The organism is Pseudobdellovibrio sp. HCB154 (assembly GCF_046267985.1).
In the GTDB taxonomy this organism is placed as follows: Bacteria; Bdellovibrionota; Bdellovibrionia; order Bdellovibrionales; family Bdellovibrionaceae; genus Pseudobdellovibrio.
In genome coordinates this window covers 812,892-827,858 of sequence record NZ_CP176530.1, presented here as the reverse complement: position 1 = coordinate 827,858, position 14,967 = coordinate 812,892, and the positions used below count along the sequence as shown (strand labels likewise).

Genomic DNA, 14,967 nt, shown 5'->3' with positions numbered 1-14,967 from the left:
CACGACCTAAGCCCCCTTATCTGATTCTTAACATACACCGATTTGTGTGTCAGAAGACGATTACAACATCAACAGAAATGGCAAAGAGAATGAAGAAACTTTTTATTTGTTTTACCCTTTGGATTGGATATCAGGCGACATACGCTGCCCCTGACACTGTGACGTGCAACCGCAACCAATCTACTTTTAACTGTATGGTGTGCAACTGCTACCATGAAACTCGTGGCGAACCGATGGAAGGTAAAATTGCCGTTGCAAAAACAGTTTTATCGCGCAAAGAAAATGATGAATTTCCAGATACAGTTTGCGGTGTTGTTTATCAACCGGCGCAGTTTAGCTGGACCGCCGACAAATACAAAAACAATATCAGCGCAAGCAAACCAGAAGATAAATCTGCTCTTCAAGCCTGCCGTGCAGCTGTTGACCTATCTATTAATGAAGGACCTAACGGTTTAATTTATTTTTACAATCCTCGTAAAGTAACACCAGGCTGGGCTCGCCGTGTAACGTCATGTGGTCGCGCCGGTGAGCATGTATTCTTAGTTCCGCGTGGTGAAAAATGTCCTAAATATTTAGGGGCTAACCGCGGTGGTTCTCAACAAAAATCAAATACTTCAGGCGGAGGAGCTGCACGATGATCAAATTAGTTAGTTTTTCTCTTTTATTCGCATCTATTGTTCAAGCTGCCCCGATTGTAAAATCAGCAACGAATACTTTAGAAATTAAACTTCAAGATGATAATGTAGAAGTGCAGTTACCAGAAACGGCTTTCAAAGCTTTAACGCAATGGAATCCTGAATTCGTTGTTTTCAACAAGAAAGATTACAGTAAATCAATTCTTGAATTGTTTAATGACCTTGGCAAAGACCAAATGCCAATGGCTTTTATCGATGATCTTGATGGCAACGAGAAAAAAGATATCGTGTTATTCGGATCAGATCTTAAAAATCAGTACGTAATTGCTTTATTACAAAGAGATAAAAAATGGACTCTGGTAAAAGTAGCAGAATGGTCAATTAAAGACATTAAAAATTCGGTGATTCCGTCAAGCACAGTGGCTTCTGCAACAGCAGCTGACAAATCGCAAACTAAAGAGACTGGCGTACCGATTTACGTATTACCAGCGCAAGGCGAACAGGCGACGAAGCTTAAAGAAAAGAAAAAAGTGGGTATCCAGGTAGAAACATACATGGGTAACGGCGATGTTTATGAAATCAAAAACAACAAGCCAGTTAAATTCACTTTATAATTTTTTAAGAATTACCTAACTACGAAATCAGTAAAATACACATCTTTAACAAGTCCTACTCGTAGGACTTTGTTAACTTCTTCAACGATCTTATCTTTTAAAAATAATTTTCCCTGAATCGTCTCTAAGTCAGAATAAGATTTATCATTTAATAAACGAATAATACTGTCACGGGCACGCGCTGTTTTATCAGAATCCATGATCTCTGTGAAAGACTGCGCATTCAACATATCAAGATTAACTTGTAATAAGATTTGTCTTTGTGGCTGCCCTGCTAAGTTCACTAAAAACTTATCCATCGTGTAAACATTCATACCCTTTTCAACTAACTCAGGTAAGCTTGCTGGCTGTCTTAACGTTTCTTCAACAATGTAAGGTGATTCGTAACCAAGTGTTGAGGCATATACCCAATAAGCACCGGTACCTAACCCGCAAAAATTTAAAAGGATCAATAGACTGTTCAAGATAAGTTGCAGCTTTTGTTTCATACTGATGTTATCGGACCACCAAACTTAGGTCTTAAGACCAAAGGTGTGCAAAATGTTAAAAATCTGTTATCCTTAGTCGTAATATGGGGGCCAACGAGTTGTCTGTTGTCTCATATTAGGACAAGATATTTTAACGAGAATGAAATTGTATAGACTTTCACCATTTTTATCTACTTTAACTTTCGCTTTTATTTTACAAGCGAAAGTAACTGCTATGGCCCAGACAGGTTCGGGCACAGCAATTCGTTTTCCGAACGAGATCTTACAAATTTCAGATGCCCCTGAAATTAAATCTTCAATCATGATTGCAGATAAAACAGAACGTAAGCTTTACTTCTTTGAATCAGAAGAAAACTTAACAACTCCAGTTTCATTTGAAATCGATATCGGCAAAAAAGACGGCAATAAAACTAAACGTAATGATAAAAAAACACCTGAAGGAATTTATCTTTTACAAAAAAAGATGGCTCCGCCTGAAATTCCATTTGAACAGTATGGTTCATTAGCGTTTACAACTGACTACCCTAACGTATTTGATAAATTCGAAAATAAAACTGGCGACGGTATTTGGTTACATTCAGTGCCCGATACAGTTCCACTAAACCGCGGTTCTAAAGGTTGTGTGGTTCTACGCAATGACAATATTCAAAAGTTATCAAATCAAATTTCTTTAAACAAAAGTCACCTAATCATTAATGCGAAAACTTCTTGGGTTGATAGCGCTACCCACGAAGCCAAGAAAAACAAAGTTATGACGTGGATCAAAACGTGGAAAGACTACTGGCAACAGCAAGATCTTGATAATTACATCAAACTTTATTCAGATGACTTCTCTGCCCCAAGCTTTAATAAAAAATCTTGGTTAAAACACAAAGAAAAACTTAAAGGCATCTATAAAACAATCACGATTGATTTTTCTAAACCAAGCATTTTACACACGCAAAACCAGTACATCATTAAGTTCGTTCAAAACTACACATCTGACATGCATCAAGATAAAGGGATCAAAACACTTTATCTGATTGAAAAAGGCGATGATTTACAAATTCTTCGCGAAGAATGGTCTAAACTATAAATTTAAATGCCATTCAACCGTGGCTAAGATCTTACCATTCACTTGAATTTCTAATTTATGAAGACCCGCGTAGTGCTTACGCGTGGTCACTGGCTTTAATGAATGGTTCTTCTTTAACGTAAAAGCTTCTTTGGGTTTTAATTCTAAAACTTTTAACTTAAACACTTTTGGAGAAAGCTTATTATTCGCCTTTTGATAGTGAATAATATAATCCACTGCCAACGTTTGCGCTTTAGCACTTTTGGAAATCATCTCTAATTCAAAAGTCAGAATATCTTTTTCTGTGAACTTTTTCTTATTTAATTTTAATTCGCCAAGTTTAACTTCAGCTTTTCCACCAAAGCCCATCACATCAAGTGCCTTTGGGTAACCTTGTTTAATTAAAGTACGTAGCGCTTGTTTGGTAATCCAATCAAGCTTGGCTTTATCTTTTGCGGTTACTTTTTTTTGCCATGCTTTAAGTGTTTCAATCACCAGATCAGGATGATCTTTTGCGATATCATTTAAGTGATTTGCGATACTTTTACGAACATACAGTGAATCATCAAATTTAATTTTTTCTAAAATTTCTAAACCTGGTGTTGGATCAACGATGGAAGCTTTAAGTTTGGCTCCCCACGGAAGACGCGGACGTGTTCCCTCACTGGCCCAGCGACGGATGTGCTCACGGTCATCTGACGTCCACTTTTTCAAAGTAGAGAAAGTTTTTTTGGGGTGATGAATTAAAAACGGACGAACCGCAAATTCAGCGGTAAATTTTTGTGTCAGGACATAAAGAGCTTCTAAAGATTCTTCGACATGATCTAAACCGTTCGCCTGAATAAATTCAGTGTATGGCCAAAGATCAAACCCTTTTAAGTTGCCGAGTTGGGCTGACTTAACCAGAATCTGTAGAGCTTTAAGATAATCTTTCGGAAGTTCAGCCATCATTGCATCACGAATTAAAAGCACACGAGGCTTCATTTCTAGCGGGGCTAACTTAGAAGACACTAAATTAAAATTCTTTGCATTAAAGGCCGGATACGCCTTTTTAAGGCTATCTGACAAACGAAGAACTAACTCTTTATTAAACCAATGTTTGAACGCCGATGGATTATCTTTTTTTTGAACGGCTGGCATAAATTTAGTGTCCTGACATATCAGGAACTTCAAAAACGCGCGTCTTCACAGCCGCAGGTCTTTGCATAAGTCTAGTCATGTAAGCTTTGATGGCTGGGTTTGGTTCAACCAAATAATCCCAAGCTCCTGGAATAACCGCAGCTAACATAATATCGGCTGCAGAAAATCCTGATTTTAAAATGTACTCTTGTTTTTCTAAAATGGGATTTAGTGCGCGTTGAAAAATTTCACATTGTTTTTTCACAAATGCGTGAGTCTCGGCTTTTTCTGCTTCCGTGCTAACATGAGTAAACATGCGAGCGATCACACACTCAAGACTTGCTACCGACCACACCATCCACTGTAAATAATCGGCACGCTCGTCCGCTTCAAAAGCCGGAGCTAATTCTTTTTTGTGACGATATTTATCAGCTAGATAAAGACAAATAGCTCCTGATTCGTAGATCACTTTGCCGTTATCTACGATTGTGGGAACTCTGCCTGTGGGGTTAAGTGCTAGGTAGCGTGGAGAATTTAGATCACCATTTTTTCTTTTCAAATAGTGATCACGGTAATCAAGACCAAGTTCTTCAATAAGCCAACGAACGCGATCACTGCGGTCTTGGTTAGCCATGCAGTAAATGTCTATAGGTTGGTTCTGAAGCATAATTTAAAAACTAGAACGAACTAGTTGTTTTCTGATTTTTCAGATTCTAAATCTAATTTTTCAACTTGTGATTCAAGATCTTCTAAAGAGTTGATTTGTTTTTCAACTTCTTCTTTAGTGATACGACCTAAACGTAAATTTAACTCAGTTAATCTTTTATCGAATTTTAAATCTTCTAAAGCTTTATTTAATGACATAGGTCCTCCGAAGGAAGTTACAGTTTTAAGCTAAAAGCCCGTATTCAGTCAAGAAAACGGCTCCTTTTAGTTCCAGTATTTAGGGTTATTGTCTTTTTCAGCTTTGTCGTTATCGACCACTAAACGTAAGTTCGATGACTTACGCTTAAGCTTAGATTTGGCCTGATAGTTCTTATATTGAACATGGCCACGTAAAATAATAAATCCAGAGGCAATGCCTCCTAAATGGGCTAAATAAGCCACTTCACCACCGGCAAAGCCTGTTCCCATTAAAGACATTAAATCCATCGCTCCGGCCAGCATCACGAAGTACTTAGCCTTCAGCGGAAAGAACCCCATAAAGTAGATTTCACGGTCAGCAAAGATAATCCCGTACGCTAAAAGTAAACCAAATAACGCGCCTGAAGCCCCTAAAACCGGAGTCATGAGTACCGGCCTAAAACCAGTGACTGCGGCATAGATACCCACACCGATACAGTAGATGATCGCCGCGCCTGCGCCAGACATTAAGTAATAGAAGCTAAAAAACTTAGATCCCCAACGGCGCTCTAATTCAGAGCCGAAGAAGTAAAGCATCAACATGTTAAACAATAAGTGAAACGGAGAAATCGCGTGAAAAAATTGATACGTGAAAAGCTGCCACACATAAAATTTTTCAATCACTAACTCAGGAGTTAAAATTAAATAACGCCATTGGTGAAATCCAAACGCGCGGTCTAAAATAATCTGAACCACAACCCAGATTACCACATTAATGATTAATAATTTTTTTACGACCGAAGTCACTGGAGCCATAGAGAAAGATGACATTACAATTCCGCCCTATCCGTTTTTCTGAAAATATTTTTTAAGTTTAGCGTAAGTTTGTTTCGGATTTTCGATCACTAACTTCGTTTCGGCAATTAACGGAAAGAAATTAAGATCACCATGCCAACGAGGCACGATGTGATAGTGCAAGTGATCTGGAATACCCGCACCACTTGTCGCCCCATGATTCATACCGATATTTAAACCGTTGGGATTATAGATTTCTTTTACAGCCTGAATCGATAAACGAAGCACACTGTGAAGATCTGTGTATTCAGCTTCAGTTAGAGTTAATAAATCACCTGTGTGGCGAAGCGGTAAAACCAAAACGTGGCCATTATTGTACGGAAATTTATTTACAACCACTTGTGTATATTGCGTTTTATAAACACACAGAGTTTGAATGCTTTCTTTTTTCGTTGCCGAAACACAGAAAACACAACCACTTGGTTTAATAATTTTACGAACATATTTCATGCGGCCCGGGCGATAAAAAATATCGCGCTCGATCGGCCACACTTCTTTATCCATTTTCACGTACGCTAACTTATTTTCTTTTTTAGAAGCCACTGACGAACTACTCCCAGTACCCTGGCATAATCATCATGGGCTGATTAAGCGTTTTCATTTTGAATAAAGTTTTGATCACTTGGTCAACTGACTTACCCGAAAGTTCGCCTTTCATTAAGGCCTTAACATCACCGATATCGCTTAAAGAATTTAAATCATCTTCTTCGTCGTTATCCATAAAGAATGAGAAAAACGAAGGGCGCTGTCTACGCGGACGAAGCACATGGTAGTCATCTTCTTTTAGGTTGGCTTGTTTAGCAGCTAAACGAACAGCGTCTTCAAATGTTCCTGTCGAATCAGCGAATTTTAATTCAACTGCTTTAGCACCCGTCATCACACGGCCATCAGCATATTGAGATACGAAATCAACCGGAAGATTACGAGCTTCTGCGACCGTGTTACGGAATTGATCGTAAACTTCGTTGATCATGTCTTGGAATAATTTGCGTTCATCATCACGCATAGCACGGTATTCGCTACCAGAATCTTTAAACTTACCCGATGTGATCGTGTAACGTTTAACTTTAGCCCAAGAGTATAAATCTTCTAAGTTAGCAAACTCCATGATAACACCGATTGAACCGATCATCGTACCTGGAGCCACCATCAAGTGATCACAACCCATCGCTGAGTAATATCCGCCAGAGGCGATCAAACCAGTTGATACACACACGATTGGCTTTTTCGTTTCAGCTTTGGCGCGTTTAATTTCTAAATAGATTTCTTGCGAAGGACCAACTGCTCCACCCGGAGAATTGATTTCAATCACGATGGCTTTCACAGCGTCTTCTTCCGAATAGCGTTTTAAGTTTTGTAAAAACTTTTTACCATTCATGATCACACCATTGATCTCTAAATGAAGAATTTCATTTTTACCTAAGCTTAAAGCACTTTCTTCTTCAGAATCAGGAAACGTGGTCGTTGCCACTTTATAACCGCGGTAACCTAAAAAAACCGCAAAACAGATAAATAGACCTAAAATAAACTTCTTACGAAAAGACATGTTTTTCATCAAAATCTCCAACCATGGAAAAAACGAAGCGGTTCTTCCTCCCTAACCAATTGGTCTGACGGCAGGAAGCCGTCAGAAGTTTTGCCAGGATGGTAGCTTCGTAAAGAAAAAGTACCTCTTAAATTCTAATGAAAACCAAAAAAAAAGGGAGCAATTTCTTGCTCCCTTTAAGCTATAAATTGTTTTTACGCTTTAAGTCTAATTAATTAGTCTTTCTTAAGACCTTTTAATTGCTCACCGAAAACATCACCTAAGCTAGTTTTAGATGTTGCTGTCGCTTTTTTCACGTACTCATCAACGTCGCCTTTTTGTTCGCGAAGTTTAACAAGTTTAGCAGAAAGACCCACTTTACGTGCATCTTTATCGATCGTGATAACTTCAGCTTTGATCACAGTACCTGGTTTAACAACGTCTTCAACAGAGTTAACTTTTTCAGTTGTTAATTCAGAAATGTGGATTAAACCTTCGATATCAGTATCTAATTCAACGAAAGCACCGAAATCTACAGTTTTAGTCACTTTCACGTCGTGTTGTGTACCAATACCGTATTTAGTTTCGATTTGTGACCAAGGATCACCTTCAAGTTGTTTGATACCTAAAGAGAATCTTTCGTTTTCAGTGTCAACGCCAAGAACAACTGCTCTTACTTTTTGACCTTTAGCGAACATTTCAGAAGGGTGATTTACACGTTTAGTCCAAGAGAAATCAGAGATGTGAACTAAACCATCGATACCTTCTTCGATACCAACGAACACACCGAAGTCAGTGATAGATTTAACTTCACCTTCAATGATTGTTCCTGGTGGGTATGTTTCTTTCATTTCTAACCAAGGGTTAGCTTGAAGTTGTTTCATACCTAAAGAGATACGACGATTTTCAGTGTCGATAGCTAAAACTTGTACGTCAACTTGTTGGTCAACTTGAACCATTTGGTTGGCGTGTTTTACACGTTTAGTCCATGACATTTCAGAAACGTGGATTAAACCTTCAATGCCTTCGCCTAATTCAACAAACGCACCGTACTCAGCTACTGATACTACTTTACCTTTGTGTTTAGAACCGATTGCGTATTGAGAGTGTACGTTAGCCCATGGATCATCAGTTAATTGTTTCATACCTAAAGATACGCGTTCTTTTTCAGTGTCGTATTTTAAGATTTTAACTTTGATTTCATCGCCAACATTAATCATCTCAGATGGGTGTTTAATACGGCCCCAAGACATATCAGTGATATGTAATAAACCATCTAAACCACCTAAATCGATGAATGCACCGTAATCAGTGATGTTTTTAACAAGACCAACTACTGTAGCACCTTCTTTCATTTGATCAGCTGTTTGAGCTTTTAATGAATCGCGCTCTTGTTCAAGAATTGCACGGCGAGATAATACGATGTTGCCGCGTTTTTTGTTGAACTTGATAACTTTGAATTTGTATTTTTTGCCTAAGTAAACATCCATGTTACGTACTGGACGTAAATCGATTTGTGAACCAGGTAAGAATGCTTTAACGCCGATATCTACAGATAAGCCGCCTTTAACTTTGGCAACTACTAAACCTTCGATAATTTCTTCGTTTTCAGCAGCTTTAGAAATATCAGACCAAGCACGTAACATGTCAGCTTTATCTTTAGATAATGCGATCATGCCGTTTTCGTTTTCGATACGGTCGATTAATACTTCTACTTTATCGCCAGCTTTAACTTGGCGAACACCGTCTACGATACGGAATTCATTGATTGGGATTAAGCCTTCAGATTTGTAGTTGATATCAACTAATACGTAATCTGATTGAACTTCAACAACAGTACCGGTAACTACGTCACCTACTTTGAAGTCTTGTTCTTTAGTCGAAGCTTCGAAAAGTTTTTCGAACTCCCCAGCTTTATTTGCACCAGAGTGAATACCTGGGTTCGCTGGAATTTTTGAGTCTTCAGCATCTAGCATCGCTAATACTGATAGTTTCTCTTTTTGGCTTTTGCTTAACGTTTTGTTCATGTTTTCTTTTTTTTCCTTTTCACGCAAAGAGTCCTCTTGGAACTCTAAGGTTGAAGAGTCGTTCTACGGGAGTTTATTTAGCTGGTCAATGGAGAATTTTGGGACGTCTGGGGGCCCATTTCAGAGGGGGAACTAGAGAGAGATTCGGCTACGGATGTAGTTCTCAGCGGTTGCTACCACTTGGGCTAAATCCATGGTCGTTGTGTCGATCACAAGGGCATCAGCCGGGATAGATAAAGGCGCCACTTTACGTGTCGAATCCTGCTTATCTCGAATCTGTTGCTGCTGAACCAGGGATTTCTCATCCATGCCTAACTCTTGGGCTCTTCTCTGGGCGCGGTTTTCAGAGTCTGCTGTTAAATACAATTTAACCTCAGCATGTGGAAAAACCACCGTCCCGCAGTCGCGGCCTTCGGCAATAAGCCCGTCGTTAACTAGGGCACAATTACGCTGGTGATCTAATAAAGATTGGCGAACCTCAGGGTAATGGCTGATTTTACTAGCCACGTTACCTACCGCCTCTTGGGCAATTTGGTCGGTTACGTTTTCATTTTTAAAGAATACTTGAGTGCGCTCCCAGGCAAGTCTTACTTCCCAGACATCAGAATTACAAAGTTCTGACAGAGCGATAGGGTCTGTTAAATCTGTCTTAAGCTGCAGCGCCGCGTAACCTAAACCGCGATAGAATGCGCCAGTGGAAACCCACGGACAGTTTAATTTTTTTGAGAGCTCACGACTAAGCGAAGATTTGCCTGAAGCCGCTGGCCCATCAATTGTAATAACATAACCCATGGGATCGTAACCTACCGCAAAGTTTTCAAGTTTGTCGAAAGGTTTTTTCATGAATCACAGAGTTATTTCTAACTCTGTGTGATGTAATAATAAGCTCCTAATTTTTAGGAACTTCAGAAAGCATTTTTTCAATAGCAGCAATGGCTTTTTGATTTTCGTCTTTTTGCCCAACAGTCATGCGTAAATATGTGGGAAATCCGTAGTTACCTACAGGACGTAAAATAATACCTTTTGCTAATAAATTTTTGAAACAAAGTTCAGCATTTCTTTGCGTATCGAATAAAACAAAATTTGCTTCTGATTTAAAGTACGGAAGTTTCAAACGAGTTAATTCTTTGTAGAAATAATCTAAACCTTCCCACACGCTTTTTTGTGAAGCTTGCATGTATTCAACATCATCTAAAGCGGCAATACCTGCCACTTGGGCCAACTCGTTCACGTTGAACGGATTTCTTACGCGATTATAAAGCTCTAACACGAATTCAGGAGCTAACATCGCGCCTAAGCGAAGACCTGCTAAACCGTAAACTTTCGAGAAAGTTTTAATCACGATTACGTTTGAATATTTATTATAGAATGATGAAGCCGCTTTGAAATTTGGATCACGCACATACTCTGTGTACGCTTCATCAAACACTAACAACACGTCATCACGATTTCCAAGGCGAGTTAAAAACTCTTCCATTTCTCCGCCGCCCACAGCTGTTCCCGTCGGGTTGTTCGGGTTTGGAATGAAAATTAATTGCGTTTTTGATGATGGATTACGGTAAAAATCATCAGCGATGGCTTTTAAATCCATTGTTAAATCTGGGCGTAAAGGCACCGTTCTGATTTTTACGCGAGCCGCTTGCGCGCAGACTTTGTAGGCCACGAAAGCCGCTTCTGTTGTCAGAATTGAGTCACCGGGCTCACAGAAAATACGGATTAAAAGATCGATAATTTCGTTAGAACCGTTACCGATTCCCACTTGGGTTGCAGGTACGTTCCATTTTGTCGCAATTTTTTGAATCAAGTCATAACATGATGGATCTGGATAACGGTGCTGTTCCGTCAAGCTCTTGTGGATAGCCTGCAAAGCCTTTGGACTAGGACCTAAAGGGTTTTCATTGCTCGCCAATTTAATAACTTCAGATAAACCGTATTCACGTTGAACTTCGCTAATTGGCTTGCCTGGCTTGTACGGAACTAGACTTAAAATCTCTGCAGAAACTTTCATAGTGATTGACCCTTTATATACTTATCTCTAACATAGACAAACTTATTATGTCCAATGCTTCACTTGCAATTTATTTAGGGGAATCCTACGCGGAAATCGAAGCCCGTAGTGTTTCTTCGTCCGATGTTTTGCTTAAAAAAACTTTCTTCTTACCGCAGACATCTTTAAAAGCCATTTTAAACCAACACGTTAAACCTTTGGTTGCTGAACACCCGATTTCTTCAGTCTATATCGTGACCAAATATTTAGACCGCTTAAAGTCTTTTCGCTTAGGCGGAAGCGTGATTCAGGTTTTAAACGAACACCAAGAAAATAACTACACGTTTGAAAACTCAACGTGTCTGTCATTGGCTGCGGCGGCTTTGATTATTCCTTTAAGCACTAAATTTTCAATCGATCATTTAAAAACTGAAATGGAACGAGTCAAAAAAGTTAATCCCGAAGCCAACAAAGTTGTGATTAGTTTAAGTCAATTTACCGAAGAGCAAATCACATCGATTGAGAATTTTTTCTTAGAACAAGGCTTTTCAGTATTTACCAATCCAGAACCAGAAAATTTAAATTGCCTGCGCAAAACTTTGATTAACGCCGGTAGCGAAGGCACGAAAGAAGAGATCGTTAGCGAAATTCAGGATTGTTTAGGCACTACTAATGATGAAGGCGAATCTTTAACTACGCCTGAAATTCACTTCTGGGTGAAAGATCAGTTTCAGCAAGATTTTGAAAACATTGATCTGTATTTCAGTGCTGACCAATTTTTACATCATTTATTTAAGAACAACAAAAAAGATCTTCTTATTCACACTGACCTAGAACGTTGGATCGTGATGAAGAACAAAACTTCTCCAGTTTGGAATAGCCCTTGGGGTAAAGTTGATTACGAACATATCGAATCAGAAGCGATTGGCATTCACCCGTTTTCTGAAGTTAAGATTCACTCATCGGGTCACTTAGTGTTTTCAAAAGTTCCGGCAGCGATTGAACCGGGCCCGATGTTAGCTGGCCGTTCAGTTAAAACTTTAGTGGTTGATGCGTTTTACAAAACGATTTCTAAAGACGACAACTTGATTCAGCTTTTTCCAAAGCTTAATGAAAATGTCTTATGCAGCAAAATCGAATCACAGTTCAAAGTTTTAGAAAAAGGCCAAGCTCACTATGAAGAGCCGTTTGATTTAAAAATCATTCAGGATTTCGTGGTGAACAAATTGGGTTACGATATTCTTTTACACAAAGTGAAAGAAGAACGCCTTGAGTGGACTGGTCACTTAAATATTTTATTTAAAAAATTAGACAATGCTGTAAGCCCTTTTTCTTGGACTACAGAGATTTTTAAGAGGATCTAGATGTTTGACAATAAAAGTTTACAATTAGCCTCTTACGGTCACTTGGATTACCACTACTTTCAAAGTTTCTTAAATCACTTTAAGAATGCTTCGTTAGTGAATTTAAACGGTGATCTATTATTTTCGCGTGATACTGAGCTGTGTTCGACAACCACAAGCCGTCTGGTCAGTTATCAAATCGTTAAAAAGTATTTAAAACTTAATCCCGGTGATATTTTTATCACCAACGATCCTGAAAACGGCGGCTATAGCTACTCTAAAGTTTTCTTTATTTCATCACTGACAACGAACTTATTCTTAATCTGGAGTGATGATATCAGCCAGGTTCAGTTTAAAATTCCATTATCGCCATTAGTTGAAGCGCATAAAAAAAATGCGATGTTATGGTCAATGATGATTGAACCACATCCGCAAAAACAAAGCTTAACTGAATTTTTTGAACAACAAATCGAACACTACACAAGCTGTTTTCGTGCGACACCCTACTTAGATTTCTTAAGTGAACCTGATTTTCAACAGATCTGGTTTAAAACATGTAAGGCTGAATTTGACCGCCAGTTTGATCTGCGCGCGCAAGGCCGTGATGAATTAAGTCTTAAATACCACGATAAACTTTTAAAAGTGGCTTTAGGAATTGAAGAAAAACAGAATTCACGCACGATCAATATCGATTTTTCAAGCACACAATTTGCCGATAAAATGTGTGCCGCTTCACACGTGATCGAATCAGCAATGATTCAAGAATTTGTATATCACTACAAGTTACACCAGTTCTTATCACAGCCGATTTTAAATCAGATCAAGCTGATCATGCCACCGAAGTCTGTGGTTTCAAAAGCCCACCCGACGGGCGAGCATAACTTTGAATTACAAGGTGTGATCCGTCAGGCTTTAAAGTATTTATTATTAAAAATGAATAGTCCAAAAAAGCCTGAGAAATTCGCGTTAAAATCTGAAGCGCAATTAAGTTTTATTGCTGACTCTGATGTGTGTGCCGGATTTTTACTTGATGAAAGTTTTGCTTTAGAAGATTTAACCCAGTTCTTTAAACCGACAACAATGTCGATGAAAGAAAACAACTACCACGGTGAATACACTGTAACGGTTCCGGGTTTAACTTTAGATACTTTTTATCTATATTCGGATTTTGATCACAATAAACGTTTTATTAAGATCAATAACAAATCGATTAAATCTGGCCGTCATCAGTTAAAAGAAAACGACCAGTTATCAATTCACTGGAAGATTTAGGCGTTAACTTTAGCGCCTGCTTTTTCAAGAGCTGCGATGATTTGCTTGATATGTTCGTGTGATGTTGTTTCTAAAACAAACTCAATACGTGTTTCTTTTAAGTTTAAACCGTGACGGATACGATCGTGATGAACTTCAAGCACGTTCGCTTTATGTTCAGCGATCACTTGAGTTAAACGGCTTAAGCTTCCTGGTACATCTGGCACTGTCACTGATAATTCACAAAGTCTTCCGCGCTGAATCTGGCCGCGGTTAATGATGTCTGAAACGATATTTAAATCAATGTTACCACCGCTTACGATTAAGCATGTGCGTTTACCTAAAGATAATTTTTTAGATAAAGCTGCTGCTACAGTTACAGCACCTGAACCTTCAGCCACGGTTTTTGCGCGTTCTAATAAGAACACGATAGCTTCAGCAATTTCATCTTCAGTGACAGTAACAACTTCATCCACATTTTTTTCGATGAACGAATGAAACATTGTTTCACTCGGTGTTTTTACCGCGATACCATCAGCTAATGTTGCTACTGGTTTTGTTAACGGCACAAATTTTTTCGTGTGAAACATTTGCGCCATAGTGCTAACTAACTCTGTTTGCACACCGATAATTTTAATTTTTGGATTTAAAGCTTTAATCGCTGTAGAGATACCTGAAATTAATCCGCCACCACCGATAGGAATAACCACCGTATCTAAAGCCGGGATTTGTTGAAAGATCTCTAAACCAATTGTGCCTTGACCTGCGATAACACGTTCATCTTCGTAAGGATGAACAAATACGTAACCTTTTTCTTTCGCTAATTTTTCAGCGTGCTCTTTAGCTTCGTCAAACATTGATCCGTGCATGATCACTTCAGCACCGTAGCGTTTAGTCGCTTCGATTTTGGCAATCGGTGCATTCACGGGCATAACGATAGTTGATTTTACATTATTTAACGACGAACTAAGTGCTACACCTTGCGCGTGATTTCCGGCAGAGCAAGCGATCACCCCACGTTTTTTTTCATCAGCTGTTAAGCTTGTGATTTTATTTGAAGCTCCACGGATTTTGAAGCTTCCGGTTTTTTGTGTGTTTTCAAGTTTTAGAAAAATATCTGAACCCAAAAGATCAGTTAGCGATTTCGAGAAATCGCACTGGGTGTAATTCACTAATTTTTCAATGGTCGTTTGGGCTTTTTGGATATCGTCTAAGGTAACTCGCAT

The 14,967-nt window shown here is 38.8% G+C and carries 16 protein-coding genes; 5 read left to right on the top strand and 11 right to left on the bottom strand.

The annotated features are described in order from the left end of the window. Positions 1-89 precede the first annotated feature (89 nt). Both ACKWCF_RS04185 and ACKWCF_RS04180 read left to right on the top strand, forming a co-directional pair. Entirely contained in the window at positions 90-638 is a 549-nt protein-coding gene (locus ACKWCF_RS04185) for a cell wall hydrolase (RefSeq protein ID WP_409479445.1), read from the top strand. Continuing rightward, positions 635-1,249 carry a hypothetical protein gene (locus ACKWCF_RS04180; RefSeq protein ID WP_409479444.1) on the top strand — a complete coding sequence of 205 codons (615 nt, stop codon included), beginning with the start codon at positions 635-637 and terminating at the stop codon, positions 1,247-1,249. The genes ACKWCF_RS04185 and ACKWCF_RS04180 overlap by 4 nt, the downstream gene beginning before the upstream one ends. Before the next feature lie 11 nt (positions 1,250-1,260). On the opposite strand, the gene fliL is transcribed toward ACKWCF_RS04180, so the two are convergent. Then, positions 1,261-1,737, bottom strand: coding sequence for a flagellar basal body-associated protein FliL (fliL, locus tag ACKWCF_RS04175; protein WP_409479443.1), 477 nt, complete (start codon positions 1,735-1,737; stop codon positions 1,261-1,263). A 139-nt stretch (positions 1,738-1,876) separates the two neighbouring features. Here fliL and ACKWCF_RS04170 point away from each other — a divergent pair, with 139 nt between their 5' ends. After that, the gene (locus ACKWCF_RS04170; RefSeq protein WP_409479442.1) at positions 1,877-2,812 is read left to right on the top strand and encodes a L,D-transpeptidase family protein; all 936 of its coding nucleotides are present in this window, start codon (positions 1,877-1,879) and stop codon (positions 2,810-2,812) included. Here ACKWCF_RS04170 and ACKWCF_RS04165 read toward each other — a convergent pair. The 9 genes from ACKWCF_RS04165 to hisC form a co-directional block, all read right to left on the bottom strand. Then, a complete protein-coding gene (locus tag ACKWCF_RS04165; RefSeq protein WP_409479441.1) occupies positions 2,807-3,931 on the bottom strand; it encodes a DNA alkylation repair protein in 1,125 nt (374 codons plus the stop codon). The genes ACKWCF_RS04170 and ACKWCF_RS04165 overlap by 6 nt on opposite strands. Positions 3,932-3,935: 4 nt before the next feature. After that, on the bottom strand, positions 3,936-4,544 hold the full coding sequence (locus ACKWCF_RS04160) for a glutathione S-transferase family protein (protein ID WP_409479440.1): 609 nt from the start codon (positions 4,542-4,544) through the stop codon (positions 3,936-3,938). A 53-nt stretch (positions 4,545-4,597) separates the two neighbouring features. Next, the gene (locus ACKWCF_RS04155) at positions 4,598-4,774 is read right to left on the bottom strand and encodes a hypothetical protein (RefSeq protein ID WP_409479439.1); all 177 of its coding nucleotides are present in this window, start codon (positions 4,772-4,774) and stop codon (positions 4,598-4,600) included. 66 nt (positions 4,775-4,840) lie between these two features. Then, the gene (locus tag ACKWCF_RS04150; protein WP_409479438.1) at positions 4,841-5,584 is read right to left on the bottom strand and encodes a rhomboid family intramembrane serine protease; all 744 of its coding nucleotides are present in this window, start codon (positions 5,582-5,584) and stop codon (positions 4,841-4,843) included. Positions 5,585-5,596: 12 nt separating this feature from the next. Continuing rightward, positions 5,597-6,151: an HIT family protein gene (locus ACKWCF_RS04145; RefSeq protein ID WP_409479437.1), complete on the bottom strand. Its 555-nt coding sequence runs from the start codon at positions 6,149-6,151 to the stop codon at positions 5,597-5,599. A 7-nt stretch (positions 6,152-6,158) separates the two neighbouring features. Next, complete coding sequence (gene sppA / locus ACKWCF_RS04140; RefSeq protein WP_409479436.1) at positions 6,159-7,163, bottom strand: signal peptide peptidase SppA; 1,005 nt, start codon at positions 7,161-7,163, stop codon at positions 6,159-6,161. 206 nt (positions 7,164-7,369) lie between these two features. Further along, positions 7,370-9,160 (bottom strand): 30S ribosomal protein S1, encoded by a 1,791-nt coding sequence (locus ACKWCF_RS04135; protein WP_409479435.1) that lies wholly within the window; start codon positions 9,158-9,160, stop codon positions 7,370-7,372. Positions 9,161-9,292: 132 nt separating this feature from the next. Beyond that, positions 9,293-10,003 carry a (d)CMP kinase gene (gene cmk, locus ACKWCF_RS04130; RefSeq protein WP_409479434.1) on the bottom strand — a complete coding sequence of 237 codons (711 nt, stop codon included), beginning with the start codon at positions 10,001-10,003 and terminating at the stop codon, positions 9,293-9,295. A gap of 46 nt (positions 10,004-10,049) precedes the next feature. Continuing rightward, positions 10,050-11,168: a histidinol-phosphate transaminase gene (gene hisC, locus ACKWCF_RS04125; RefSeq protein ID WP_409479433.1), complete on the bottom strand. Its 1,119-nt coding sequence runs from the start codon at positions 11,166-11,168 to the stop codon at positions 10,050-10,052. Positions 11,169-11,215: 47 nt separating this feature from the next. Here hisC and ACKWCF_RS04120 point away from each other — a divergent pair, with 47 nt between their 5' ends. Together ACKWCF_RS04120 and ACKWCF_RS04115 are read left to right on the top strand one after the other, a co-directional pair. Further along, a complete protein-coding gene (locus ACKWCF_RS04120; protein ID WP_409479432.1) occupies positions 11,216-12,511 on the top strand; it encodes a hypothetical protein in 1,296 nt (431 codons plus the stop codon). Beyond that, entirely contained in the window at positions 12,512-13,762 is a 1,251-nt protein-coding gene (locus ACKWCF_RS04115) for a hypothetical protein (protein ID WP_409479431.1), read from the top strand. Here the strand turns inward: ACKWCF_RS04115 and ilvA are convergent. Continuing rightward, positions 13,759-14,967 (bottom strand): threonine ammonia-lyase, encoded by a 1,209-nt coding sequence (ilvA, locus tag ACKWCF_RS04110; RefSeq protein ID WP_409479430.1) that lies wholly within the window; start codon positions 14,965-14,967, stop codon positions 13,759-13,761. The two genes, ACKWCF_RS04115 and ilvA, sit on opposite strands and share 4 nt — an antisense overlap.

Bases quoted from the DNA above. Each gene is read 5' to 3' on its own strand.
- ACKWCF_RS04185 (WP_409479445.1), top strand. From the start codon at position 90: ATGAAGAAACTTTTTATTTGTTTTACCCTTTGGATTGGATATCAGGCG.
- ACKWCF_RS04180 (WP_409479444.1), top strand. From the start codon at position 635: ATGATCAAATTAGTTAGTTTTTCTCTTTTATTCGCATCTATTGTTCAA.
- fliL (WP_409479443.1), bottom strand. From the start codon at position 1,737: ATGAAACAAAAGCTGCAACTTATCTTGAACAGTCTATTGATCCTTTTA.
- ACKWCF_RS04170 (WP_409479442.1), top strand. From the start codon at position 1,877: ATGAAATTGTATAGACTTTCACCATTTTTATCTACTTTAACTTTCGCT.
- ACKWCF_RS04165 (WP_409479441.1), bottom strand. From the start codon at position 3,931: ATGCCAGCCGTTCAAAAAAAAGATAATCCATCGGCGTTCAAACATTGG.
- ACKWCF_RS04160 (WP_409479440.1), bottom strand. From the start codon at position 4,544: ATGGCTAACCAAGACCGCAGTGATCGCGTTCGTTGGCTTATTGAAGAA.
- ACKWCF_RS04155 (WP_409479439.1), bottom strand. From the start codon at position 4,774: ATGTCATTAAATAAAGCTTTAGAAGATTTAAAATTCGATAAAAGATTA.
- ACKWCF_RS04150 (WP_409479438.1), bottom strand. From the start codon at position 5,584: ATGTCATCTTTCTCTATGGCTCCAGTGACTTCGGTCGTAAAAAAATTA.
- sppA (WP_409479436.1), bottom strand. From the start codon at position 7,163: ATGAAAAACATGTCTTTTCGTAAGAAGTTTATTTTAGGTCTATTTATC.
- ACKWCF_RS04135 (WP_409479435.1), bottom strand. From the start codon at position 9,160: ATGAACAAAACGTTAAGCAAAAGCCAAAAAGAGAAACTATCAGTATTA.
- cmk (WP_409479434.1), bottom strand. From the start codon at position 10,003: ATGAAAAAACCTTTCGACAAACTTGAAAACTTTGCGGTAGGTTACGAT.
- hisC (WP_409479433.1), bottom strand. From the start codon at position 11,168: ATGAAAGTTTCTGCAGAGATTTTAAGTCTAGTTCCGTACAAGCCAGGC.
- ACKWCF_RS04120 (WP_409479432.1), top strand. From the start codon at position 11,216: ATGTCCAATGCTTCACTTGCAATTTATTTAGGGGAATCCTACGCGGAA.
- ACKWCF_RS04115 (WP_409479431.1), top strand. From the start codon at position 12,512: ATGTTTGACAATAAAAGTTTACAATTAGCCTCTTACGGTCACTTGGAT.
- ilvA (WP_409479430.1), bottom strand. From the start codon at position 14,967: ATGCGAGTTACCTTAGACGATATCCAAAAAGCCCAAACGACCATTGAA.